Raw genomic sequence first — 24,883 nt, forward strand, 5'->3', positions numbered from 1 at the left:
ATTGATATTGATTATAACCAATATTTGTTGCTGATTAGTCATAATAACCATTCGGATTTTTATATTCTAATTTTATCTCTTGGCATCAACCGCAACTGTTACATTACAACCAATTATTACACTAGAATTTTCAACAGATATACTGTCTAGTACAGGTCCTGTTGTATCAGAAGAATAAACTGTATAAATTTCCTCCATCCCCCCCATCAAATATCAGAATATATTCTACTTCCACATTATAACAATGCAGACTAAGCCTAACAGTCCAGTTACCTTCTCCAGAATAATATGTGTGCATAAAAACTTTAGGCTATGTTAAAGTTATTGGTTGATTTTGAATAAATCATCATCTTTTGTGGTATCCTGACCGTATAAATTACAAAAGGGGCAATCCAAATGACTTTAACGAACATACTGGCTGATATTTCTTCTTTAAACGATAGGGACAAAGAATCCATTTTAGATTATCTAACTCGCCATTTCTCGGTTTCGGCTTCCCAACAAGGAGCTTTAATTGGTGAATTGAGAGAGAGAAAGTTTTCTCATGGTTTTCATTGTCGGCATTGTGGAGGTACATCAGTGGTTCGTTACGGGAAACGAGACGGTCGCCAACGTTATAAGTGCAAAGACTGTCATAAATTAAGCAGTGATTTGACCAATTCCCCTATGTATCGTTCGAAAAAGGCAGAAAAATGGATTCCATTTATTGAGTGTATGTTGAATGGTCTAACACTTCGTGAAACAGCTTTAAAAATTGGTATCACTCACGTAACGGCTTTTTACTGGAGGCATAAAGTGTTGTCTGCTCTCGCAAAAGAAAGTATTGGTATATTTGAAGGACTGGTAGAAGTAGATGAAACATACTTCTTAGAAAGCCATAAAGGACGAAGAGTTATTCCGAATCGTAAACCAAGAAAACGTGGCGGTCCTGCTACCAAAAGAGGTATCTCCAATGAACAAGTCTGTGTCTTAGTCGCTAGAGACCGAAACAAAACAACCCTTTCAAAGCGAGTCGGTTCAGGTAGAATTCTAATGGAACAAATTGATACCACCCTTACATCGCATTTTAAGAATGATACGGTGCTTATTTCCGATGCTCACAATTCTTACAAATCTTATACGACTAATAATGATGTCGAGCACGTCATCATAAACGGCAGTAAGAAAGAGTATGTAAAGAGAGGCATCTACCACCTCAATAATATTAATAATTACCATTCCCGTTTAAAGAAATGGATAAGTCGTTTTAATGGTGTTTCTACGAAGTATTTACAACTTTATTTAGTGTGGTTTCAATTCCTCGACAATAGAAAAATAGAAAGCGATTTGAGCAAGAAAAAGCAAATGCTTATCTTGGCAAGTGTTCATGGAACATGGGAAACCGCAGATAAGTTAAGACTGAGAGACTATGCATTCTAAGTGCCAATATTATTCGTTTTTTAGGAAATAAAAAATGCACATAAAAATGAGCTGGGGAATGTATCTCCAAGCTCATTGTATTTTGATGTCCGTTTTTTACTAAAGCCCCTGTTAGTTTAAGTGCTAACATTCACAATGTTCCCTTGTTTCTTCGTATCAGAGGTCAATTTCAATTTACTTAATTCTATTGTTCTGAAACCTAATTAAAAATCGGTAGTATCCTTCAAGAACTTATTATATGCTTTTGAAGTGATTAAATTTATAATACAAAAACCTATGAATGAAACAACTCCAACTACCAGCAAATAAATTGCCTTATTAGGTGTCGGATTTTCTACAATAAAAGCCATAATTATAGTCATAAACAGTGAAAAAGCAATAGCTTTTTTTACTACCAGTTTATTATTTATTTTTTGCACACAAACACCTCCTTTACCCTTTTTTCTATACAAAGCCCTATTCATTATTATGCTAAACTGCCCCGTTTGTTCAAGAAGCTACATTAGACCTAATTGTACCATAAAATGGATAAGGCTTTCTCTTTTTATACTGAAGCAACAATATTTACGAAAACAGCCTTTATGAACTAACCTGCCCCGTTAGTTTAAGTGTAAAACTTCACAAACTCGTTCTCATCCTAACATAAATATCCAGTTGACGTGAATTTAAATTAATCTGATGTAGGGTAGGTATCACCATGCCTTTTTACTATAAATCAACCTTTTCCATTAACATAGCCAAACTTTAAAAGACGGTTCTGATACATTACTTCTAGAAAGATGAGCTTGGGTATAAGTTTCAGAAGGCATTTGATAATCTATCGTTAGATACTTAACCCGCGTAAGGCTACTTCTATTCCAGCCAAGCCCATTGTTATTTTTAATATTTAGTTATCTTTTGAAGGTTTGGTACTACGATATTTTCATTTCAACTGAAATAGTATCAACTCTTTAAATAAAAGTAAAAATGTACTACCCCTAAAGAATGTTTAGGTTGGTTATTTATAATCTCGTTTCTTCTCCTATATCATCTGCCGTGTTGGGGTTAAGTAAAACAAAGACTCCTCTTTTCTGTTCTGATTCATCCCATTCTCTAATTAAGGAATAACTATAATCTCCTTCTAAAACTGTTTCTCTTCTAATAAACTCCAGCCCCTTCTTATCACCATCATAGTTTTGTGATTATTTTACCACTTTCAGTAGATGTCACATTTTGTCGATTAAACAAAATCGTGTAGACGAATATTTAAGGATGAGAAAGAAGAGAAAATGCAACCAAAAGAAAACCCAATCTTAAAAAAGGGTTGGGTGTGGGTCTGGTAGTGCTACCACCTATATTGAATTACCTTTCGCTTGTAATGGTGATAAGGCAACCTCCCATCTGAGTATATACACTCCTTATATAGTGAACATGTTTTCTCTTTATTTATTTATGGCAAGTTTTATCCATTAAAATGGTAAATGCCAAGAAAGTGTAGGTGATACATATAACTATGGAACAAAAAGAAGAAACTAATATACAAAAAGGAGAGACTTAATTAAAGAGACTCTCCACATCGACACCACGATTAAGTTAACCATAGAGATTTCTAACATTAATAGATTTTATTTTTTGACGTCCCGATATTCATTAGTGGACTTGACGATGTAGCCTTGTCAAATAATTGTTCATTGTTCATAGATGATAAATATCTTTGGGTAGTTGTTATATCTGAATGACCTAGAAGTAAACTTAGTGAATGCAAGTCTAATTTACCACTAAGAAGGCTCTGAACGCTGTAAAAGTGTCTGAAGGTGTGTGGTGATACTCTCTTATCTTCTACCCCTGCACGCTTCCCAGCTTCCTTTACGACATTATACAATGATACATGAGATAACCCTGTTCCAAGGTATGTCAGGAAGAAACAGTCCTCTTTAATGATTTTATCCTGGAAATATTGCTTCCTCATACGTTCGTATTTAATTAAAATTTTTTTTAGCGCAGGACTTATGAAAACAATTCTTTCTTTGTTCCCCTTCCCATAGATTAAAAGAGTCTTTTCTTTTACATTCTCTACCGTTAAACTTCTTATTTCCATCGCTCGAAGCCCACAATCAGCTAACATGGCAATCATCGCCTTGTTCCTAGCTTCTATATATGTCTTATAGGAAAAGGCTTCTATCATACCTTGTACTTCTTCTACTGTGAATCCATTCAACACCTTTTTTGGTACCTTAGGTGTTACTACTTTGCTAATTGGATTTTCCGTCAGATATCCTTCCCTCTCACACCAATTAAAGAAAGCTGCAATCATCTTATACATCGTGACTATACTTTGTGGCTGTAAGCCTGCCTGCTGCTTTATTCTAAAATAGGCACGAAGGTCGAATGTAGTTATACTTTCTAGTTCAGTGATTGCCCTTTTATCTTTAAGATATATTTTTAGATTCTTATACTCCTGACGCTTATTAATCATTGTCTTCTGTGTGTAACCTCGTGCCAAACAGTGATACAAATATTCTTCTAAAACATCTTCAAAAACCATAAAAAATACCACCTCTCTGTTAATCATTCAACAGAATAGGTGGTATTAGAATAGAAATATGAAGGATTAACCAAATAAAAAGAAAAATCCAAGGAAGGATTCAGTCTGTGACTTATCCTGTCCATTTGAACTTCATCTTTGTACTGATATACCATCAAAAAACCTTGTTACGTAAGGTTTTATTTGGTTTGTTGTTTATTCATAGCACTCATCATTTGATTAATTTTCTTTTGGGACGGTTTCATACCCATTTGCATCATCATCATTTTCAACATTTGTTCGTTAATTGGCGGATTTTTCTTTAAGTAATCCATCATGTATTTACGAGCGATGAAAAATCCTAGCACTATTCCCAAAATCAATGCTAGTACGCCAACTAGAATGTAAACCCACATACTATTTCCTCCTTCATGTTGTCTAACATCAGTGTACTAGACCAAATATTATTATACAATACCCGCTAGCGAAAAGTCCCCCATTTAGACAAATTTTCTTTCTTTAATCGGTTTTAACCAACCATACTTTTCATGTTCAAAATCAATGGCTAGAAAACCTGGTTCGCATTTGCGAATACATTCAAAGAAAGCAGTCTCCGCTTCAACGTCACCCTCAGATTTAAGTATTATGGATTCACCCTCAATAGTTAAGGCCGCCTTGCTTGTTCCACTTGTTTTTTCTAAATAGTATTTACCGTTTTGCGACCAAAAATTCATCTTTTTCTTTAACCGCTGTTCAATAACAACCTGCAATTGGATTACGGGAACTGTCTTGGTGACATATTCGATTTGTTTTTGCAAAATACTCCTTAGTCCACCCTTTGCTTGAATATACTCCAAAAACAAATTGAAGAAAAGCTTTTCCCTACCATAATAATGATGGGCGAATTCATCTTCAATCAAAAAAATCTGATAGGTTCTCATTAGCCTATACCTCCCTAGGATCTCAATTTATGAACAGATATTAAAACGTAATGGCTTTTGCCATGAACCTTTATAAACCTTTACCCATTTGACACATTTAATCGATAATTAATTATTCTTATTATATCTTGACAAAACAACAAGATATGTTGTTTGCTGGAGAAATTTTCATCTTTTTTTGTCGAATGGGATTTTTTTAAATAAGTCCTCATTTACCTGAAATATAAGAAAAACTGACACCTCATAAATAGGTGTCAGTCATGTATTACTCAATTATTTAACAAGCATCTCTTTTACACGAGCTACTACATTTTCAACGGTAAAGCCGAATTCTTTCATAATTTTACCACCTGGAGCTGAAGCGCCAAAATGATTAATGGCTAAAATTTCACCTTCATCCCCTGTATAACGGTCCCAGCCAAAAGGTGAAGCCATTTCGATAGCCAGACGTTTTTTGACAGCCGGGTTGATTACACTTTGTTTGTAATCCTTGGATTGAGTTTCAAAACGATCCCACGATGGCATGCTGATAACGGAAACTTCAATTCCTTCCTCCGACAATGCTTGCTGTGCTTCGACAGCTAGATGAACTTCAGAACCAGTAGCCAGTAGCAATGCATCCGCTACTTCTTTTTTAGCGTCTGATATAACATACGCACCTTTTAACACACCTTCATAAGCAGTTTCTGATGTGTTTTTGATTGTCGGTAACCCTTGTCGTGTTAACACAAGTGCCGTTGGTTTATCTTTAGACTCAATAGCGACCTTCCAAGCTGCTGCAACTTCATTACCATCAGCTGGACGAATCACACCAAGATTAGGCATGGCACGTAATGAGGCTAATTGTTCGATAGGCTCATGTGTCGGTCCGTCTTCACCAACAGCGATACTGTCGTGAGTGAATACATATGTTACAGGAAGTCCCATTAAGGCAGCCATTCGGATGGATGGACGTAGATAATCAGAGAATACGAAGAATGTTCCACCGTAAACCTTGATGCCACCATGTAGCGTCATCCCGTTCAATGCTGCTCCCATAGCGAATTCACGTACACCAAACCATATATTACGTCCACTATAATTTCCAGACAATAGATCTGTAGCACCTTTGATGGATGTATTATTTGAACCTGCTAAATCGGCTGAACCTCCAATAAGGCTAGGTAGTTTTTTCGCTAATGCATTCAATACTTCTCCACTGGAAGCACGCGAAGCCAATGTCTTGCCTTCTTCATAAACTGGAATTTCTTGATCCCAGTCTGCAGGTAGTTCACCTTTTATAGAAAGCTCCAGCTGTTCTGCGAGCTCAGGGTACGCTTCTTTATATTTATTAAATAGTTCATTCCATTCTTGTTCTTTTTTATTTCCAGCTTCTACACAAGCTTCATTAAAGTGTGCATATACTTCATCCGGAACATAAAAGTCTTCTTCGAATGTCCATTTGTAAGCTTCTTTTGTCAACTTCATTTCATCAGCACCAAGGGGAGCACCGTGAGCAGCAGACTTACCAGAGCGGTTAGGAGAACCATAACCAATCACTGTCTTCACTTCAATTAAAGTTGGACGAGCTTCATCAGTCTTTGCTTCTTCAATGGCTTTTGCGATTTGTTGTAAATCGTTGCCGTCCTCCACTCTCAGATACTGCCAGCCGTATGATTTAAAACGGTCTGCTACACTTTCACTGAATGATTGGCTAAGATCTCCATCAAGAGAAATATCGTTTGAATCATATAAAACGACAAGTCTTCCTAGTTGAAGATGGCCTGCTAAAGAAGCAGCTTCAGCTGAAACGCCTTCCATTAAGTCTCCATCCCCACAAATACTATATGTATAATGATCAACTACATTATAAGAATCACGATTGTAGCTTTCAGCCAAGTGACGTTCTGCCATTGCCATACCTACGGCCATTGCAATCCCTTGGCCAAGTGGTCCAGTAGTGGCATCTACACCAGCAGTATGTCCGTATTCAGGATGCCCAGGAGTTTTACTTCCCCATTGACGGAAACCCTTTAAGTCATCCATTGTCAAGCCGTAACCTGATAAATGCAGGAGACTGTATAATAGCATGGAACCATGTCCTGCCGATAAAACAAAACGGTCTCTATTAAACCAATCAGGATTTTTCGGGTTATGATTCATATAATCAGTCCACAGCTTATATGCCATGGGAGCTGCACCCATAGGCATGCCTGGATGACCTGAATTAGCCTTTTCAATTGCATCGATCGATAATGTACGAATTGTATTAATAGAAAGTGCATCTAATTTATCTAACATGTGTAAAACATCCCTTCCTGTAGTGTACCTCTTTATATTATATTGACTAACTTAATATCACAACTAAAATAACCATTTCTTACACAGCTAATTCAATTTTCTACTAATTAAGGATTTACCAAGGTTAGGTTAAACCAAAAAAGAGAATACATACATCAATGCATTCTCTTTTTTCACTTTACATTCCTCATGAGTAATCCAATGATGGGGCCATCATCAGTCCTTATTGGTTAATGTAAACCTTTTTTTTCTTTAATATTTTTAATTTTTTGAGGCGTGACATCATTACCTTCCGGATCGATAACTTTAACATTTTCTAGCGTATCAGCCATTGAACGTCTAAATGTCTCCAAATACTCACTTCGTAAGGAAGTTTGCTCTTTTGCCTCTTCTACAGTTAAGCCTTCTCCCTTAGCTTTTTTAGAAAGTTCATTGATACGGGCCATTTTTTCTTTTGATAGCATAATTTTTCTCCTTTATATATACGGATATTGACATGGTATTAAAAAAAAAGTGAAATTACAAGTTCTATGATTGATTCTTCGGTGTACCTTGCTGGTATTCCAAGAATCTGCGGTGTACCGTTGCTTTTGACACTTCATAGCCAAAGCCTCTCAGTGTTGCCGCAATCTCCGCAAAAGTTAATCCATTCGAACGCAGTTTCACAATTTCTTCTATGGGTACTTCTTTACGATCCCTGCCAGTGGAGTTTCTTTGGTTCTTCAGGTTTTTCTGGGGCCGGTAGCCATTTTCAACGGCCCTAAGCATACCACGTTTAATTTTCAGGTTATGTAGTTTACGTTGATATTCTTCTACAATACCAACAATTTGGATAACCATGGCATCAGAGTCCGATAATTCTAACTCACCATCATGAGAAAGTGTGAAAATCTTCACTCCTTCTTTAAGTACAACATGAAACAAGGCAATTTTAGCATTTCCTCTTCCCAACCTAGTTTCATCTTGAATCAAGAGAACATCCGCTTCTTTTGTCTTAAAAAGATCAAGCATGTCAAATATCCCGTCACGGTTCAGTTCGTAACCACTTGCCTGCTCTCTTATTATTGAAACGACTTCCATGTCATTATGTTCTGCTAACTTCACTAATTCCTCTTCCTGCCTAGCTAGCGAGGTTTCCTGTGTTTCTTTTTCTGTACTTACCCGACAATAGATGACTGCTTTCATATGAACCTACCTTTACTGCTTACTAGCCAAACTTTGGACTACTTTTTCACTTTCAACTGGTATGACAATGATTTGACCTGCCTTAATAGTATCCGCCCTTACACCGTTATACTCTTCTATCCAACCAATGAATTCTTTTTTTGTCAATTCGGTTTGACCATATTTTTCTGAAATCTCCCATATAGTATCACCTTCGTTAATTTCAATCGAAAGGAAATCCTTATTTTGATTACTATCTAATGTGAAAGAGAATAAAATAGACAAGATAAATACAAATCCTGCTAATAGAATCGTATAAATATTATTTTTGCAAAATGTCTTCATTAATATCCCTCCATAGCGAATGTACGTTCGTTTTTAGTTGATGATTGAATTATAATACGAACATTTGTTTCAGTCAACAACCAAATTCGAACTTATGTTTGTATAGCATGTGGAGCCATGCTATAATATAGCAAAGAATTATAGAGAAGAGGTGCGTATATGACTAAACTATCAAAACGGCAGCAGGATATTCTTGATTTCATAAAAGATGAAGTTCGTCAAAAAGGTTATCCACCTTCCGTTAGAGAGATTGGCGAAGCTGTGGGACTTGCATCAAGTTCGACTGTACATGGACATTTATCTCGTTTGGAAAGCAAAGGCTTAATCAGACGCGACCCGACTAAACCAAGGGCCATTGAGATTTTAAATATAGAAGAATCTAATAACATTCCAAAAACAAACGTAGTTAACGTACCACTTCTCGGAAAAGTAACCGCAGGTATGCCGATAACTGCCATCGAGAACATAGAGGAATACTTCCCTCTTCCTGAAAGTATGGTTCCACATGATGATCATGTGTTCATGCTTGAAATTATGGGTGAAAGTATGATTGAAGCAGGAATTCATGATGGAGATTATGTCATTGTAAAACAACAAAGCAATGCCAATAACGGAGATATCGTCGTGGCCATGACGGAAGATGATGAAGCCACCGTTAAACGATTCTTTAAGGAACCGGATTACATACGGCTTCAGCCAGAAAACTCCAATATGGAACCTATCATTCTAAGAGATGTAACCATTCTTGGAAGAGTGATCGGGCTATATAGGCAAATTCACTAAAAGCGCGCAAATTGCGCTTTTTTTATTTGTTTTAAGTCTATGTATTACATCCTATGTATATGACAGAAGCAATATTATAATATTTTACTAGAGAGCATTGAATAACAAACCGAGTCAAAATAACAAGGTATAATTCTTTTATATCCGGTGAAATTAGTTCAATAGACATTTCTTTTTGAAAGTGGTGTTACTATGGATTTTCCGACAATACATACAAATTTTTGGGATGCTGTAATTGCTATCCCAACTATCATGATTTTGACTCAAATTATAAAGTTTCTCTTACCTATCCCCCGAAGTTACGTACCCACTATTGCGTTATGTCTTGGTTTAATCCTTTCTATATTCATAAGCCATCGGCATCACTTGACTACAGGGATTTTTATGGGATGGTTTTACGGATACGCCAGTATCGGTAATTACACCGCACTTAAAACAGCTTTAGTGTCTTTTAGGAACTCAGATAATCATTCGGATTGAGTAAACAGTGATGGATCCTTCGATCGAAAACCTCTATTTTTTTACGCAAAAAAACTGTCCAGTATTGTTGAACAGCATTTTCAAGCAATAATGGACACATATAGATCAGCTTTCTCTAAACCATCTACACGTGATTCTGGCAAATTCATTCAATCTTGTACCCTCTGCTTTCTACCTCCATCTTGTATTTCTCATGATAATGGATACAATAAACACAACAATTATGGCACCCAGTAACGCAGGCACAATGTAAAACCCTTCTGTCTCAGGTCCGATTGGCCCTAATATTGCAGTACCAAGCCATGCTCCAACAAATCCAGCAATGATATTTCCAATAATTCCACCCGGCATATCCCTTCCTAAAATCAGACTTCCCAGCCATCCAATTATTCCACCAACAATTAACATCCAAATTAGCTCCAAAAATAACCACCTCCTTTCTCTAAAATTTATGAAATTTTTTTATTAATAGAACAGACTTGTGACTAATGAAAATCACTTTAAGCTCCTCAGGCAATAAACTTATCGGCTGCTTATATACTTCTACCTATATAGGTACTATAAAAGGCCGCCCTAAAAAGGGTGGCCTTTAGTGTTTGATCTTCCGTTCTCCCTACCACAAAGAAAACCATCCAGTAAGAATGGTTGAAAATTATTATTTGGTTATAATAATAAATGCCGCCAGATAACTGCAATTATCTGGCGGCACCACATGGTAAAAAAGAAAACAATTAAATTGCTTTCTATACTAGAATAAGTATTTTGGCTTCTTTTGTCGATATGACAATATTCCTATTTTCAATTATTTACACTATTTCCTACCATACTTTTTTAATATTTCAACCTTTATTCATCATCATTTTTTCTACACAACCATTTAAAATTGGATTTTCATAACTTGTTGAAGGTTCTTGCAATTCGAAACCCCAAATCATTTACTTAATGAATTATATATCAAATGAACGGTGCGTTTTCAATCCAAAGTGATTAAAGGGCTCTAATATATACCTTCTTACCTAATTATACTATTTCGATAGTCCTCCATTTTACTAAAATGGAAAATAAACACAGGTTATTAAGAACTATTATTAAAATACACTAAATATTCTTTACAAGAGCTCTAAGAAAAGTTATTATACAATAATAAAAGGAGGAGAATGTATGTCATCAATAAATAAACAGAAAATTTTGGATAGCATTCCTCAAAAAGGTTTTTTCGGAAACCCTAAAGGACTATTCACTCTTTTCTTCACGGAGTTTTGGGAGCGCTTCTCCTATTATGGTATGAAGGCCATTCTTGTATACTATATGTATTATGAGGTATCTAAAGGCGGACTAGGTCTTGATGAAAAAACATCTCTAGCCATTGTATCCATCTATGGGTCGTTAGTATATATGTCCGGAATTATTGGTGGATGGTTAGCCGATAGGATCTTCGGAACATCGAAATCCGTTTTTTACGGCGGTATATTGATTATGCTTGGTCATATTGCCCTTGCGATTCCGGGCAGTATTTCCATGTTCTTCGTTTCCATGATACTAATCGTTATAGGTACAGGTCTTTTAAAACCTAATGTATCTAGTATTGTTGGAGAGCTATATGCAGAAGACGATAACCGTCGAGATTCTGGTTTCAGCATATTCTACATGGGAATAAACACGGGTGCATTCATTGCTCCGCTTATTGTCGGAACAGTTGGAATGAATTACAATTTCCACCTTGGATTTGGCATTGCAGCCGTTGGTATGTTTATTGGATTAATCGTCTTCATGGCTACAAAGAAAAAAAATCTTGGACTTGCAGGAATAACCCCTGTCAATCCTTTGGCTCCGAATGAAAAGAAATCTGTTTACACTAAGATTGGGCTAGCTATCATAATTATTGCCATCATTTGTGCAATCGCTATCTCAAATGGTCTCTTAACACTTAATAGCTTCATCGGGCTTGTTGGTATCCTTGGAATTCTAATTCCTACCATGTATTTTATTGTGATGTACCGTAGTCCGAAAACAACATCTGTTGAGCGTTCACGTTTACTAGCCTATATCCCTTTATTTATAGCAGCTGTCATGTTTTGGGCCATTCAAGAACAAGGCTCAACTATTTTAGCAAATTATGCTGATAAACGGACACAGTTAGAATTTGCAGGTTTTCACATTTCACCAGCATGGTTCCAATCTTTAAACCCATTGTTCATCATTACTTTAGCTCCTTTATTCGCATGGTTATGGGTTAAATTAGGGAAACGTCAGCCAACTATACCTCAAAAGTTTTCAATTGGCCTATTCTTTGCTGGTTTATCATTCCTAGTAATTTTGGTTCCCTCTTATTTTGGAGGAGCCGGTTCATTAGTTAGCCCATTATGGCTTGTACTTAGTTATTTCCTTGTAGTAATTGGAGAGCTATGCTTGTCACCTGTTGGTATGTCAGCTACGACTAAACTTGCTCCATCTGCGTTCTCAGCACAAATGATGAGTTTATGGTTCTTAGCCAATGCAGCAGCACAAGCATTAAATGCTCAAATTGTAAGATTTTACTCTGCGGACACGGAAATGGTCTATTTCGGGGCTATCGGAATCATTTCATTGATTTTAGGATTTATCCTATTGGCAATATCACCAAAGATTCAAGGCTTTATGAAAGGCTTACGTTAACAAATGTAAAGCCAGCTTCTCCTATCATGGACAAGCTGGCTTTTTTTGTTTTTCGTCAAAACTGTATGTTACTGGACTCTACCGGATTTTCATTATGCATTCCGCTTTGCGGGGATAATATCTATCACTTTCACGAACCAACGATACAAGAAATATCCCAAATATACCCCAATAAGGTTCAAGATCAGATCGTCTATATCCAAACTTCCTCTTTGAAAAACATACTGGCATATTTCTATGATTGAGATTGAGAAAAAGGGAATAAGAAATCTTGGAATACCGGTCATCTTTTTTCCCTTTCTGGATAGCAGGTACAATCCAAATGGAATGAATAATCCTATATTGGCACTTAGATTATAAAAAGAAACAAGCCAATTCGAATCACCAGTCAAATAAGTGCTGATTGTAGATAACGGGATAATGTTATACGAATATTCCTGTCCTTCAGGTCGGAAGAAAAGTAAAACTAGCAAAGAGAAACTATAACCACTTATCGCTACCTGCCAATACAATCGGGGTAGTTTTATTGTTTCCCCCCTGACCAATAAGACGATTATCAACACAGAGACTACAATACAAACCCATACAACCATGATCACCCAAGGGTTCAAATAGAATAGGAGTTGAAGAAAAATAGGTAGACCACCGAAGAATAACCCCTGTGAGAACAGAAGCGTAAGCAATAGCGTTTTATAAGTCATATGGGGCCCTCCTTCAAACGAATACCATTACATCCTAGGCTATTGAGGACATACCGTCAATATGAAAGATATAGCGCTTGGTACAACACTCATAAGATTTCCTACTTTTTCTCTCCGTTGACATACTCCCTTAACACGTAATTTCTGACCGACTTTTATTATATATATATATATTGGTATCTATCGGCTATCGTACTGTTTAGCCAAGAAAGATACCGTGTCACCTGACTTCCACCTGACCCCCTTCATAAAGTCCATAACGATGGGTATTTTCAAATGGAACGACCACCGGGATAGGATAAAGTTGTCCTATTTTTTAAAATAGATTCATAAGATAAACGTGCACAAAAGTTCGGAGGGGAAAATCATGTTTATAGCTTTTGAAAAAGCCGTTCTTATAATGGGTTTACTTCGTTTGCTTTCGGGAAGTATAGAAATATTCGCAGCTATACTCATGTTAAGACTTAATGATATCGAAAAAGCGTTGGTTGTGAATAGTTCCCTCGCACTCGTTGGGCCTATAATACTTATTAGTACAACAGCTGTTGGTTTATTCGGGATGACCGAAAAGCTTTCCCTCTTTAAAGTTTCATGCATCTTTATAGGAGTGACCATTATATTTATTGGAATAAAAAGCGAATAATAAGCATAAAACAACCATTCTCAATAAATGGGATTGCCCATGATAAAACATTTCGGCACCTTTTTGATTTCACCAACGATATTTTCAGATTATCTACATATATGACAGCCATTTCTACAATTCACTTAATCAACTTCTTTAATCTCAATAAGAGAAGGGATTAGATATGGTGTGTAGTGTGGTATCTCGAAGTACTTGATATTGTTTCATTCACCATCCAGAGCTATCATTTCACTCGCAGTTTTTGACCGATTTCAAGGTAATTGGGTTTAACCTTAGGGTTCAGAGCTAAAAGTTTAGACACACTTGTTCCATATTTTATGGCAATGCTATAAAGAGTATCACCCTTTACAATCATGTGAGTGTTACTTGGTACCTCCTCTTTCCTTTTCAAATTGAATGATTTAACGATTCCATTGACATGTCCTTGAGCTAAATTTTCAATAAAAGCACTCTTTTTCAACTTAGAGGCATCAGAAACATTATCGATGAAGCCATTTTCAGTCAATAAAGCAGGCATAGTGGATTCCCGAAGCACATGTAAATTTCCCGTTCTTTGCCCACGATCTTTCAAATCCACAAGTTTCAGAATTTCAGCGTGGATATTATCCTAGTACTTTTTAGTAACCTGATTAGTGGATGTATAAATATAATCTTCATATCCTTGTCCACCACCGGCATTAATATGGACGGACAAAAAGAAATCAGCTCCCCAAGCATTTGCTTCGTTTGTCCGTGCCGATAAGGACGGATACGTATCTCCTGTACGACTCATCTTTGTCGATACATTCTTATACCGTGCAAGAAACTCCCTGATTTTTTTAGCAATTTTTAATGTAAGATCTTTTTCTTTCAATCCATTTCCTATAGTGCCTGAATCTTCCCCCCCATGACCTGGATCAATATATATTTTCACCATAATTATCACCTCCTATTAATTCTATGTATGTCCCCTATAAATGCTTGTACATATGTCATTTGATTACCCTCAAAGCAGTGATACACGACTAAAGAACTTGCATAATACAGGTATGGCCCTTATTAGAATGACAGTACAGCATATATTCTTTTAAATTCAAATGATTATTACATAAAAGTATGTTCTACTCTTTGAAACTAAAAAGAAAAGGCACTCATGTCTGATGAGTGCCCTACATGTTAATTATCTATTCCAAAACGGTCTGCAACGATTAGAGTTATTAACATTGCTTCCGCAGTCTAAATTTTCTTCCACTGTTTCATATACTTCCCGTTCCCTTACAGGATAATAATGTTCATTTCTAACAATGGTTCTATTTACATTGATAACTTCAGTAGGGTGTATATGCTTCACTACCCGTCGATTCACTCTGGTATTAACAACCGTTTCAGTTGGGCTAGTAATCACTTCTTCCCTTTGTTCACGGCACTTCCTACAATTACAACTCATTATAAAATCCCACCTTTAATTAGTTTTAGTACTTACAGTGTAGCTTATGAAGTAAGGTGGTAACTTGTACTAAACGAATACACTAATTTTTATATTGGTCAGGATAATATAAATGAAACCACTGAATGAGTCATTACTAGTCAAAAATAGATCATTTGTATTTATAATCAAAGTAATACAAGAATAAAGGAAGTTATACGGTTCCCCTCAACAACACTTCCAATTAAAGATAAAATGACCAAAATTGCCCGCTTACAATACTAATTCAATAGTGCTACTATTTATTTAGGTTTTTTTACCTATTTTAAATATAAGTCAAAAATTAAACACGGATTTTTAGAGTAAAACCAAGTTTTAAGGAGGAAATAGCATGGGATTCTTAGATGGATTAATCGGTAATGCTTCAACGATAAGTAAAGATGAAGCAATAAAAGAACTAGAACAGATTCTAGCGAATGGTGAGGATGTAGATGCTGCGTTTAAATTAATAAGAGATTTGATTGTATTTACAGACAAACGCCTTATATTAGTGGATAAGCAAGGAATTACTGGCAAAAAGGTAGAATACCATTCCATACCTTTTAAAAGCATTTCCCATTTCAGCGTAGAAACTGCTGGACACTTTGATTTAGACGCAGAATTAAAAATATGGATTTCAGGTGCACAAACACCAGCTGTATCGAAACAATTCAAAAAAGATAAAAGTATTTATGATATTCAAAAATTATTAGCTGCAGTCTGTGGGTAATTCAACGAATATTGATTAGCATAGTTGAAAGAACAAAGGCTTGTTTTGGGGACTCTTATATGGAAGAAAGTAATATTTAATATCAGTGAAATTAACACCAGCTTTCAGATGATAACCAATAGAAAATTGCCGAACTGTATACAATCCTGGTCTCTCGGGCTTTATGCTTGTTCACCCTTTGCACCTCCCGTTAAAAGAACGGTTTTATCGGATATAATATGTAATTTATTCATTATGATTATACAATAAGTAATATATGCACATAAATCATTACTTATTGTATAGTATCTAGAACAAATTGCTTACATAACTATTCTGGTTTAATTTCAATTGTAAATGATCCTTCTTCTTTATGTATCTTCATATAGCGATTATCATCTTGATCCTCTTCGTACCAAGGTACATAAATATTTTTTAGGGGCTTTTCATCTGAATCTAATAGTTGGATGTACACAATGTCATGGTAATTAAATAACCGCCCTAGAATATTAGGTCTGTCTTCCACCTTATTACTTGAAGGATTATTAATATATGCACCAAGAAGATCATCATTATCCGTTGGGGAGTATTCAAGTTCTGTTTGGTGCGTATATGAAATTTCTAAATCTATACGGCTGCTATGATAAGAATTTTCTAATGCATGATCATCCTTTAAAGGTGTTAGTTCAGCATATGTTAGACCTAAAACACGCTCTGTTGGAATGACAATTGATTCACAATTCTCAAAAACCACTTCTATGTACTTAGCATTATCCATTTGAGCTCACTTCCTTTTTATTATCTATATAGGTAATTATAACAATAAAGGTAAAGTAAAATGTGATTTATTCATACAATCCCTTTCTTCCTAAACTTACTTGACCTTTTTAATTCACGATGACACTTAATTTTAACTTTACTTTATAAGAAGTCGTGTGAAACATACTTAGAAAGTATCAAAGTTAATATAAATAAAATAAAGCCCGTCAGATAAAGTAGAAGTTCAGTTGTGCCATTAAAGCGCCCTTTTATGGAATAACCAAACAGCTTCTTATAGCTTATTTAGTCTAATAAAAGTTCCATAAAATACTGAAAAGAAAACAATAAAAGGAGGTAGGTTATTTTAATAAATCATCGACCATGAGTCTCCAAATCATGTGATGATAGCCTTCGTCCCAATAATTCTCTAAGAAATAATCAGGATCTCCATATTTCTTTTTCCAGATTTTTTGTGCACTTATATATCCACTATCTAAACAAAATTCTTCTATACCCTTATTATGCAGTGTCAAATATATTTTATTTAATAGTAAATTACCTATACCCTTCCTTTGGAGTCAGGATCCACAAATACTGTACCCACCTCGTTTAGATTTTTTAAAGCATTATCTGTACATTTACTTATAAGATCGCTTGCTGCACCGTATTCAATTGTACCGATTATTTTATCTCCATCTAAAGCAATCAGAAAAAATCGTTTTTCACCATTACTTTCCAAGTCACTTTCTAAGTAGGTTTTCTTAGCTTCAATTTCGTTTTCTATGTCCTCTAGCTTATCCCCTATACCTTCTTTAATAAATATATCAGTTATTACTGTTCTAAAAAATTGATTTAACTCTTTTATATCCTCAGTTCTTGGCCTTCTAATCTCTAAGTTAAGCACTCTAGAGCCTCCTTAAACTTAATACCAATTATTTAAAATTACTGTTAAGGACTTAATCATTTTTTTCAACAAAGGTGTTTATCATATTACAGATAAGCGCGCTTTAACAGAATAACAAAGCAATTCCAAGGTTTGTTTGAGTAAATATTTGCTTAATCCCCATTTGTTAAGGTTACATGTTCATCAATTGCACATTTTATATTTTCTTTAATGTTATAAAAATGAGGGGCGATCTTAAAAATAGAGTTGAAATATTGAGCCTAATCTACCTTTCTTGCTTATATGATTGATATTGATATTCTATTTATTATCCTTTTTTCCTCCTATTCTTATTTACCTATCCTGCTCGGTTAGTTGAATAGAGGGAAAAATAATATAGTTAAAATAAACCCCTATTATCGGCATCACCGAAGAAAAAACGAATAACATCTTTCACTAAGATTAAAGTTCAACTCTCAACTTATAAGTTGAGAGTTGAACTGCGACATAAAATTGATAGTGAATACTGATGTAGTAGGGCTAAAGGTTAAGTGAACAATTTCGGTGCATATATAAACAAAGTTTTGTCGTGAGTTGAGTGTGGGTGTTTTGTGTATTTAAAAAGTAAACATAAATATAAAGTATTCACCCACAAAATAAAAACCCTCAACGCTTAGAGCGTCAAGGGTTCAAAGAATTAATACGTGCTCATATATTGTTCGCGTTCCCAAGGGTGAACTTGTGTGCGGAACATATCTTTGGTTTTCATATGTTTTCAAATTTATACATATTTGCTTAATTATCAAGGTTTCTATTATAATAATAAAAATTTCTTTTAACTCTTTTCGACTTTATATTGTTTTTTGGTGGTCAAAATGTGGTCATTTTTAATTAAGTACCAATTTTTTAATTTCAAATAAAAAAGTGAGAATAAACTTACTAAAATCTTATCTTCTCTAATTACATAAAATAAATTGAACAAATAACCATGAATCTTACTTTAAAATTACTGTCTCACAATCTCACATATGAACTTCAAATATAAAACCGCCCAAACCAATATAATTCATATTTTTTCTTTCCTATTCAGAATCTATTTATATAGAAGAAACTAATTCTCTAATTTCATTTATATTTCATTATTTTTCACATTCAATCAAATATTAGGTGATTTTTTTGTATTTTTTTAGTAATCTTAACATACAACCCGTAGCTCCTGTATCTTTCTACGACCCAAATAAGGCCATTAAAGCCATTATTTTTATATTTATATCTCTTAGTTAGAAGGAGAACTTACTAAGTTAGAGTTTTTAAAATATTATATTACCACTTTTTAAGTTATGAAATTACTAAAAAATTTAACCACCTTAGAAAAATACTACAAAATACTAATACCTTTCCAACTAAAAGGAGTGGAAATAAGTGGAGCTAGAATTATCATGTAACATAAAAAAAAGATTTTATAGGAGAGGAAGCAATGATTGAAGCAGAACTTTTATTAAATACTGCTAGCAGGGGAGTTACACAACCAAAGTTTTTTCATTGTAATGATAACAATATTTATTTAGTCAAGTTTAATCATCCAATTAATTTTAATAGAATATTATTAAATGAATACTTTGCTTACAATCTTGCAATCCACTTAGGATTACCCATGCCTGAAATGAGGCTTATTAACATCAGTTCACAATTGTGTGATTTATACCCTTCTGTACCTGGTTTAACCCCAGGTATTAAAATTGGATTCTTAAAAGAGGACATTGAGGATAATAGCACAGCTACTGGAACTTTAAATGAACCATATATAACCCTTTTTAATAAAGTGGATAACAAAGAAGTATTCCCAGAAATTCTTGCTTTTGATGCATTAATTCATAATGGTGACCGAACCAATAATGAGGGTAATTTCATTTTAACATCTACTGGGTATAACAGTTATCACATGAAGATAATTGATCATGGCCACGCCTTTTTTGGTCCTGAAGGTAATCCGCAAAGATTACATCTTCTACGTACATTCAATGAAGTTCACCTAAATTTATTAGGAATAATTTATGATGCAATTAAAGGACACATTGATTTAACAACTGGGACCAACCCCTTTTTAAATATTATAAATAAAATAGAAGGTATAGACGTAAATGATTTGACTATAATGTTAAGTAAAGTACCTAAAAATTGGGGCATAAACTCTGTTGAAATTGAAGCTTTAAAAAGATTTGTATTAGATAGGCAATTCACTGTAAAATATACTATTAATACATTAACAAACGGTGGTTACTTTCCATTATGGAAAAAGGAGGTATTACCATGGCAGGGACTGCTTGCAAGTTCGTTGTAATTCAATATATGCCTGATGAAATAAAGCAAGAAATATTTAATATCGGTGTAATTTTACATTGTCCAGAAAAGGGTATTTTAAAGGCACGTTTTTTGAAGAATTATCAAAAACTCAATAAACTAATCACTGTGAATCAAATAAATGAATTCAGACATTTTAGAAATAACTTAAATAGGCATTTCAAATCTTTAGATGGCCACATGTTAGATTCTAAGTTAGATATCCCTATTACATTTGAATTTCTTGACTCTTTAGTTTATAAGAACTTTAATAAGTTTCAAATCAAAAATCCAACACCTTTACTAGCAGAAGACCCTTATGAAAAACTAGATGATTTATTTAATTTTTATGTATTTGAAGAAGATTATCTTGAAAAAAGGGATCAACCACTCGTCAGCTCTGTTTGGCACAAATTTAAACAAGCTGGTGTAGATAGTTTTATTAGAAAAGATGTTGATATTCCTAATTTCCCATTTCCAATTGATTATGGGTTCCAGAATGGCTCCGCTAATTTGATTCAAACCATCAAATTCACAGATAATTCAAAGGATAATTTCAAAGAAGGACTACTGTGGCGAGATGCTCTACTTATAAAAGAAAAAGTTGAACAATATAAAGAATCACCTTTTTATGCGGTTGTAAAACCGCCAACTAATCCACAAAAATTTGGATATAGCCTTGCCTTAGAGCAGTTTCAGGAATATCAAAATGTTGAAGTTATTGAATTTGGAACAAACAAATTTAGTGGACTTGTTGAACATATTAAGGAACATGGACATATTCTTCACTGAAACCCCTTTAATGGGGTTTTATTTTGATTATAGATTAAAATACCTTATCTATAAGGATTTGTTTATTAATATAAACGCTAAATGATTTTATTCTCAAAAATTCCTCAAAGACTTTTATCCTTATGAAGATTAAACCTCACTGTCTATGAAAGAATTGAAGATAGGGCAAGAAGATATGATGGACGACATTATGAAAGGAGTATTACATACTAAATGTAGCTACTTTTCTTTTAATGAAATCGCAGATCAAGAATTCGTCGAAGTGGGAAACCAGAATTACCTAAATTTTTTTAAATAATTTATTATATAAAGAAAGTGGCCCCTTTCAAGGGCCACTTCCATTTATTTCACACGGAGTTTTTGACCAATGATAATCGTGTATTTGCTATCAAGTTTATTCCAATCCTTTATTTGATTAACCGTGCTGTCATATTTTGTGGCAATAACAGATACAGTGTCGCCTTTTAAAACTGTGTGATACGTAGCAGCTGAACCACTAACAATAAGTTTCTGGCCAATTTGAAGTGAATCAGCATCCACTTTAGGATTGAGAGTTTGCAGATTAGCCACAGTCGTTCCATATTTTTTAGCAATGGAATAAAGTGTGTCGCCTTTTACAACGGTATGAGTATTTCCGTTGGTTCCAGATACCTCATTATCCTTCATTTCCAGATTGAAAGACTTAACTATCCCATTCACATGCCCTTGTGCAAGAGCTTCGATAAATGCACTCTTTTTAAGCCGGGATGCATCTGAAGCGTTGTCGATAAACCCATTTTCCGTCAATATAGCTGACATCTTGGATTCCCGTAGCACATGTAAATTACCAGTCTTTTGTCCACGATCTTTCATGTCAATAAGCTTCATTATTTCTGCATGGATATTATCCTGATACGTTTTTGTATCCTTGCTGCTAGACGTGTAAATAAAATCCTCATATCCTTGGCCGCCACCAGCGTTAATATGGACGGACAAGAAAAAATCAGCTCCCCAAGCATTTGCTTCTTTTGTCCGTGCTGATAATGATGGGTAGGTATCTCCTGTACGGCTCATTTTAATAGAAACGTTCTTATAACCTGCAAGTATATCTTTAATTCTTGTAGCGATTTGTAATGTTAAATCCTTCTCTCTTAAGCCATTACCTACCGCACCTGGATCTGTTCCACCATGACCTGGATCAATATAAATTTTAACCATGTTAATTACCACCTTTATTAGAATAGTTGTCTGTTATCTAAATATGAATGGATGTACACTGATTTGTTATCACATGACAATCATCCCCTTCAAAATAAATAGCCACCCGAAGGCAGCTTATTTTGTATTTCCTATACGATTTGTGAAAACTTCATAAAGACCAGTCCCACCTAAACCTGCAAAAGCCCCGGCCCATAACCTTAAAGTGATATCCATAGCTGTAAACGGAAAAGCTACGGATCCTATTGCTAATCCAGCAACTAAACTTACAATAGGCAACGCATTGTTTGGTAATTTGACGGTACCCTTAATGACTTGAACAAGTGCTGTGACTATAGGTGCTAAAATAGTTGTAAATATTAATACTTGCTGCATAATTTCGTTTTCCACATTCATTCCTCCTTATGGTAAAAAAGCTTGTAAAATTAAATAAAGAACGCCACTACCCCCAAATACAGCGACAGTAACCTTCCCCATGATTTCCCACTTCTGTTTTCTAGTTTCAATGTTTGACTGTTGCTCTTGTGCATCTTTTCCAATAACATGATCAAGCAATTTATTTGTAATCACTTTGTTCTCGTTGACCAGGTCCCTTGTCGATTCATTCCCCTTCATTACCGTGAGTTCTAAACTGCTTTGTCCTGACTGTAATTTAGCAAGGTTCGTTTTAAGTAGAGATACATCTTGCTGAAACTTTTCATCATTTTGCTTTAACTGCAAAAGCTGTTCACGATGACTCTCAAGCTCTTGATCTACTGCTTTAAATTTTTCATCATGTTCCTGTACCTTATTTTCCAATTCCATCCCCTCCAATACCCATTCCCCCTTTTAAAACGCTATCTATTTACCCAAAAAAATACACCTCAAAGGGTGTTTTTTTTGTACAGGTATAATAAAAAAGCCTAACTTAGAGTTGGCTTTTCTATATTAATATTGTTCACTTAAAGCGCCACACATTAAAAATTAGTAAAAGACGTTCCTTCACTCAATAAATTTCTATACCATCAGTAGAAATTAATAGCTTCTTAGAAATAAAATTAGTTACTTCTTCTTCAGAATAGAACGGCTGATTATCCACTAAGTCTGCTATATTTTTAATTTCCTTGCCATTTATGTCAAGAGCCGTAACAGATTCTATTCTTATTATGCCTTCCATACTTTCAGGATACTCTAAATAAACTATAACCCGTTCGATCATAATAACTCCCCCCCTTTATCTACTTACACACTATTTTAATTTCAGCTTAAAGTCAAAAATAATAACATGTGGACTTTTTATTTCTTCTTTTAGAATTCTAATTAACAAGAATCATTCTATTGTATTTTTAAATACTTTTTCTTGCATTTCAACAAAAGGATCTAATGCTAATTTTATAAAATCAATCCCACTATTAAAAACATCTGCATTATAAATTGCACTCACTTCTCCGTGGCTATTATAATATTTACAAACCATTCTTAATTCATAGTCGACCCCCATATCCTCCAACCTTCGGAATAGTGTTTCGGACGCATATTTTATCAACATTTTTGATAATATCCCATGTTCATCAGTATAAAAATCATCTTTGTTTAATCGATCAATCACCTTTTCTAAAGAGCTTACTTTAAGATTTTTTACTGCTTCTTCGTGCATATTCATAGCTTCTCCACCTTGTGTTTTTTTAAAATACCGATATCACTATTATAAGGTAATAAATAGTATATTTACATTAAATTAGAACACAGACAACATTTAAAACAGAAAAATAAAAAGTAAGATTGTTTTTTATTCGATAGTTAAGGTACCTTTCTGATTCTGATTCCTAAAGATAAAAATACACCTCTATGGGTGTTTGTTTTGTTGCGTATAATCTTCCAGATACGCAACAAAAAAAGCCAACAGATTTCTGTCGACTTTAGTTTTCTATTAAACTATCACATAGTTAATTCGTGATAGCTCCTCCTGCCAATCCAACCATTTGAATAGCTTCGCCTATGCTTGTAAAATCAGTTTCACCACCTTCATAATAAGCATCAAGTGATTTTATAAAATAATCTTCATTAACATTAATTGTATATCCCTGATTTTGTAGTTGTAGTAAGTGTTGAGAAACCCTATTAGATTTTTGATTTAAAGATAGGCTATTCCATCCATTTTCTGTATTTCGGCTAGGGGTTTGAGTTGATTGATCACTAGTAGAATCTTTAAGAGCATAATTTCCAATATCTCTATATTCACCTTCATGTAATAACTCACCGGTGTTGAGAATGACATAATTTTCATTCCCTATAGTTCCATATACTACGTTGCTTAGGTCTCCATTATTATCACGATTGAATGCTTTTACTTCTTCATTATTTAAACTTATATTATAATTGTCATCTTTGTTAAAGGTAAGAACCAATGACTCGTATTTAATTCTTTCCTCATTAACTTCATAATCCCTTAAGATCTGCCTACCATCTGGTGCATCTCCCCGGTAGTCGTATATCTTTTGGGTGGGCTCTTTAAGTAATCTATATTGTTCTGAAGGTTTCAACTGTAGATAAGAAGCTTTCATGGGTATAACAATGTTATACATAAAAACTGTCTTTTCCTCACTAATAATTGTATCGTAACGTTCGAATTTAATATCCCCTTCAATAAAGTCGGAAATTTCCGACTCTGAAATAATTGTATTCAACTTTTCTTGTATTTTATTAACACCCGTTTTTATTTTTTCCTCGTCACTCTCACATCCACTTAGTACTAATAACATCACAAAACAGAAAGATAGTAATTTCTTCATTAAGAACGCTCCTTAAGTAATCTAACATTGGCAAAAAACCCACTTATTTTCCTAGTAAGTCCGATTTACCG

27 protein-coding genes and 2 pseudogenes are annotated in these 24,883 nt (G+C 34.5%); 8 read left to right on the forward strand and 21 right to left on the reverse strand.

The genetic code is table 11. The features are described from left to right. Window positions 1-72: 72 nt before the first annotated feature. On the reverse strand, window positions 73-198 hold the full coding sequence (locus ACQKIC_RS16205; protein WP_427668696.1) for a hypothetical protein: 126 nt from the start codon (window positions 196-198) through the stop codon (window positions 73-75). Window positions 199-396: 198 nt separating this feature from the next. Between ACQKIC_RS16205 and ACQKIC_RS16210 the strand changes: the two genes are divergently transcribed. Beyond that, a complete protein-coding gene (locus ACQKIC_RS16210; RefSeq protein ID WP_427591984.1) occupies window positions 397-1,419 on the forward strand; it encodes an IS1595 family transposase in 1,023 nt (340 codons plus the stop codon). A 203-nt stretch (window positions 1,420-1,622) separates the two neighbouring features. Here the strand turns inward: ACQKIC_RS16210 and ACQKIC_RS16215 are convergent, their stop codons facing one another. The 8 genes from ACQKIC_RS16215 to yneA form a co-directional block, all read right to left on the reverse strand. After that, the gene (locus tag ACQKIC_RS16215) at window positions 1,623-1,838 is read right to left on the reverse strand and encodes a hypothetical protein (RefSeq protein WP_402991022.1); all 216 of its coding nucleotides are present in this window, start codon (window positions 1,836-1,838) and stop codon (window positions 1,623-1,625) included. A gap of 1,175 nt (window positions 1,839-3,013) precedes the next feature. After that, on the reverse strand, window positions 3,014-3,943 hold the full coding sequence (locus ACQKIC_RS16220; RefSeq protein WP_427591983.1) for a tyrosine-type recombinase/integrase: 930 nt from the start codon (window positions 3,941-3,943) through the stop codon (window positions 3,014-3,016). Between the two features lie 179 nt (window positions 3,944-4,122). Beyond that, window positions 4,123-4,338, reverse strand: coding sequence for a YneF family protein (locus tag ACQKIC_RS16225; RefSeq protein ID WP_402875361.1), 216 nt, complete (start codon window positions 4,336-4,338; stop codon window positions 4,123-4,125). A gap of 84 nt (window positions 4,339-4,422) precedes the next feature. After that, window positions 4,423-4,863: a sporulation inhibitor of replication protein SirA gene (sirA, locus tag ACQKIC_RS16230; RefSeq protein WP_403080539.1), complete on the reverse strand. Its 441-nt coding sequence runs from the start codon at window positions 4,861-4,863 to the stop codon at window positions 4,423-4,425. Between the two features lie 273 nt (window positions 4,864-5,136). Next, window positions 5,137-7,143, reverse strand: a complete 2,007-nt coding sequence (gene tkt, locus ACQKIC_RS16235; RefSeq protein WP_427591982.1) for a transketolase — start codon at window positions 7,141-7,143, stop codon at window positions 5,137-5,139. A gap of 230 nt (window positions 7,144-7,373) precedes the next feature. After that, window positions 7,374-7,607 (reverse strand): DUF896 domain-containing protein, encoded by a 234-nt coding sequence (locus ACQKIC_RS16240; RefSeq protein WP_402875358.1) that lies wholly within the window; start codon window positions 7,605-7,607, stop codon window positions 7,374-7,376. 64 nt (window positions 7,608-7,671) lie between these two features. Next, window positions 7,672-8,328 carry a YneB family resolvase-like protein gene (locus tag ACQKIC_RS16245; RefSeq protein WP_402875356.1) on the reverse strand — a complete coding sequence of 219 codons (657 nt, stop codon included), beginning with the start codon at window positions 8,326-8,328 and terminating at the stop codon, window positions 7,672-7,674. Between the two features lie 12 nt (window positions 8,329-8,340). Continuing rightward, the gene (yneA, locus tag ACQKIC_RS16250; protein WP_427591981.1) at window positions 8,341-8,652 is read right to left on the reverse strand and encodes a cell division suppressor protein YneA; all 312 of its coding nucleotides are present in this window, start codon (window positions 8,650-8,652) and stop codon (window positions 8,341-8,343) included. 159 nt (window positions 8,653-8,811) lie between these two features. Here yneA and lexA point away from each other — a divergent pair, with 159 nt between their 5' ends. Both lexA and ACQKIC_RS16260 read left to right on the forward strand, forming a co-directional pair. Further along, a complete protein-coding gene (gene lexA, locus ACQKIC_RS16255) occupies window positions 8,812-9,435 on the forward strand; it encodes a transcriptional repressor LexA (RefSeq protein ID WP_402875352.1) in 624 nt (207 codons plus the stop codon). Between the two features lie 192 nt (window positions 9,436-9,627). After that, on the forward strand, window positions 9,628-9,915 hold the full coding sequence (locus tag ACQKIC_RS16260; RefSeq protein ID WP_427591980.1) for a hypothetical protein: 288 nt from the start codon (window positions 9,628-9,630) through the stop codon (window positions 9,913-9,915). Window positions 9,916-10,086: 171 nt separating this feature from the next. On the opposite strand, the gene ACQKIC_RS16265 is transcribed toward ACQKIC_RS16260, so the two are convergent. After that, window positions 10,087-10,323, reverse strand: coding sequence for a GlsB/YeaQ/YmgE family stress response membrane protein (locus tag ACQKIC_RS16265; RefSeq protein WP_402875429.1), 237 nt, complete (start codon window positions 10,321-10,323; stop codon window positions 10,087-10,089). A 753-nt stretch (window positions 10,324-11,076) separates the two neighbouring features. Between ACQKIC_RS16265 and ACQKIC_RS16270 the strand changes: the two genes are divergently transcribed. Then, entirely contained in the window at window positions 11,077-12,570 is a 1,494-nt protein-coding gene (locus tag ACQKIC_RS16270) for a peptide MFS transporter (protein WP_427591979.1), read from the forward strand. Between the two features lie 92 nt (window positions 12,571-12,662). On the opposite strand, the gene ACQKIC_RS16275 is transcribed toward ACQKIC_RS16270, so the two are convergent. Beyond that, on the reverse strand, window positions 12,663-13,271 hold the full coding sequence (locus ACQKIC_RS16275; RefSeq protein ID WP_427591978.1) for a VanZ family protein: 609 nt from the start codon (window positions 13,269-13,271) through the stop codon (window positions 12,663-12,665). Between the two features lie 367 nt (window positions 13,272-13,638). Here ACQKIC_RS16275 and ACQKIC_RS16280 point away from each other — a divergent pair, with 367 nt between their 5' ends. Next, on the forward strand, window positions 13,639-13,914 hold the full coding sequence (locus tag ACQKIC_RS16280) for a YqhV family protein (protein ID WP_402956403.1): 276 nt from the start codon (window positions 13,639-13,641) through the stop codon (window positions 13,912-13,914). Between the two features lie 226 nt (window positions 13,915-14,140). On the opposite strand, the pseudogene ACQKIC_RS16285 reads toward ACQKIC_RS16280, so the two are convergent. Further along, window positions 14,141-14,833, reverse strand: a pseudogene (locus ACQKIC_RS16285) (N-acetylmuramoyl-L-alanine amidase). 243 nt (window positions 14,834-15,076) lie between these two features. After that, the gene (locus tag ACQKIC_RS16290) at window positions 15,077-15,343 is read right to left on the reverse strand and encodes a CotD family spore coat protein (protein ID WP_402875342.1); all 267 of its coding nucleotides are present in this window, start codon (window positions 15,341-15,343) and stop codon (window positions 15,077-15,079) included. Window positions 15,344-15,713: 370 nt separating this feature from the next. On the opposite strand from ACQKIC_RS16290, the gene ACQKIC_RS16295 reads away from it, so the two are divergent. Next, window positions 15,714-16,091, forward strand: coding sequence for a PH domain-containing protein (locus ACQKIC_RS16295; protein WP_402990991.1), 378 nt, complete (start codon window positions 15,714-15,716; stop codon window positions 16,089-16,091). Between the two features lie 310 nt (window positions 16,092-16,401). Here ACQKIC_RS16295 and ACQKIC_RS16300 read toward each other — a convergent pair whose 3' ends face one another. Both ACQKIC_RS16300 and ACQKIC_RS16305 read right to left on the reverse strand, forming a co-directional pair. Continuing rightward, window positions 16,402-16,848 carry a hypothetical protein gene (locus ACQKIC_RS16300; RefSeq protein WP_427591977.1) on the reverse strand — a complete coding sequence of 149 codons (447 nt, stop codon included), beginning with the start codon at window positions 16,846-16,848 and terminating at the stop codon, window positions 16,402-16,404. Between the two features lie 340 nt (window positions 16,849-17,188). Beyond that, a pseudogene (locus ACQKIC_RS16305) lies at window positions 17,189-17,733 on the reverse strand (GNAT family N-acetyltransferase). A 1,456-nt stretch (window positions 17,734-19,189) separates the two neighbouring features. On the opposite strand from ACQKIC_RS16305, the gene ACQKIC_RS16310 reads away from it, so the two are divergent. Next, window positions 19,190-20,053, forward strand: a complete 864-nt coding sequence (locus tag ACQKIC_RS16310; RefSeq protein ID WP_427591976.1) for a HipA family kinase — start codon at window positions 19,190-19,192, stop codon at window positions 20,051-20,053. After that, window positions 20,023-20,844, forward strand: coding sequence for a DUF3037 domain-containing protein (locus ACQKIC_RS16315; protein WP_427591975.1), 822 nt, complete (start codon window positions 20,023-20,025; stop codon window positions 20,842-20,844). Before ACQKIC_RS16310 ends, ACQKIC_RS16315 begins: the two co-directional genes overlap by 31 nt. A 342-nt stretch (window positions 20,845-21,186) precedes the next feature. Here the strand turns inward: ACQKIC_RS16315 and ACQKIC_RS16320 are convergent, their stop codons facing one another. The 6 genes from ACQKIC_RS16320 to ACQKIC_RS16345 all read right to left on the reverse strand — a co-directional run bounded on the left by ACQKIC_RS16320 (window position 21,187) and on the right by ACQKIC_RS16345 (window position 24,812). Continuing rightward, the gene (locus ACQKIC_RS16320) at window positions 21,187-22,041 is read right to left on the reverse strand and encodes an N-acetylmuramoyl-L-alanine amidase (RefSeq protein WP_427591974.1); all 855 of its coding nucleotides are present in this window, start codon (window positions 22,039-22,041) and stop codon (window positions 21,187-21,189) included. Window positions 22,042-22,158: 117 nt separating this feature from the next. Further along, window positions 22,159-22,431: a holin gene (locus tag ACQKIC_RS16325; protein WP_427591973.1), complete on the reverse strand. Its 273-nt coding sequence runs from the start codon at window positions 22,429-22,431 to the stop codon at window positions 22,159-22,161. 12 nt (window positions 22,432-22,443) lie between these two features. Then, window positions 22,444-22,839, reverse strand: a complete 396-nt coding sequence (locus ACQKIC_RS16330) for a hypothetical protein (protein WP_427591972.1) — start codon at window positions 22,837-22,839, stop codon at window positions 22,444-22,446. A 187-nt stretch (window positions 22,840-23,026) separates the two neighbouring features. Then, window positions 23,027-23,239 carry a hypothetical protein gene (locus ACQKIC_RS16335; RefSeq protein ID WP_427591971.1) on the reverse strand — a complete coding sequence of 71 codons (213 nt, stop codon included), beginning with the start codon at window positions 23,237-23,239 and terminating at the stop codon, window positions 23,027-23,029. Window positions 23,240-23,350: 111 nt separating this feature from the next. Then, entirely contained in the window at window positions 23,351-23,683 is a 333-nt protein-coding gene (locus tag ACQKIC_RS16340; RefSeq protein WP_427591970.1) for a hypothetical protein, read from the reverse strand. A gap of 283 nt (window positions 23,684-23,966) precedes the next feature. Next, window positions 23,967-24,812, reverse strand: a complete 846-nt coding sequence (locus ACQKIC_RS16345; protein ID WP_427591969.1) for a hypothetical protein — start codon at window positions 24,810-24,812, stop codon at window positions 23,967-23,969. Window positions 24,813-24,883: the final 71 nt, after the last annotated feature.

Source organism: Peribacillus sp. NPDC046944 (genome assembly GCF_050272735.1).
Taxonomy (GTDB): Bacteria; Bacillota; Bacilli; order Bacillales; family DSM-1321; genus Peribacillus.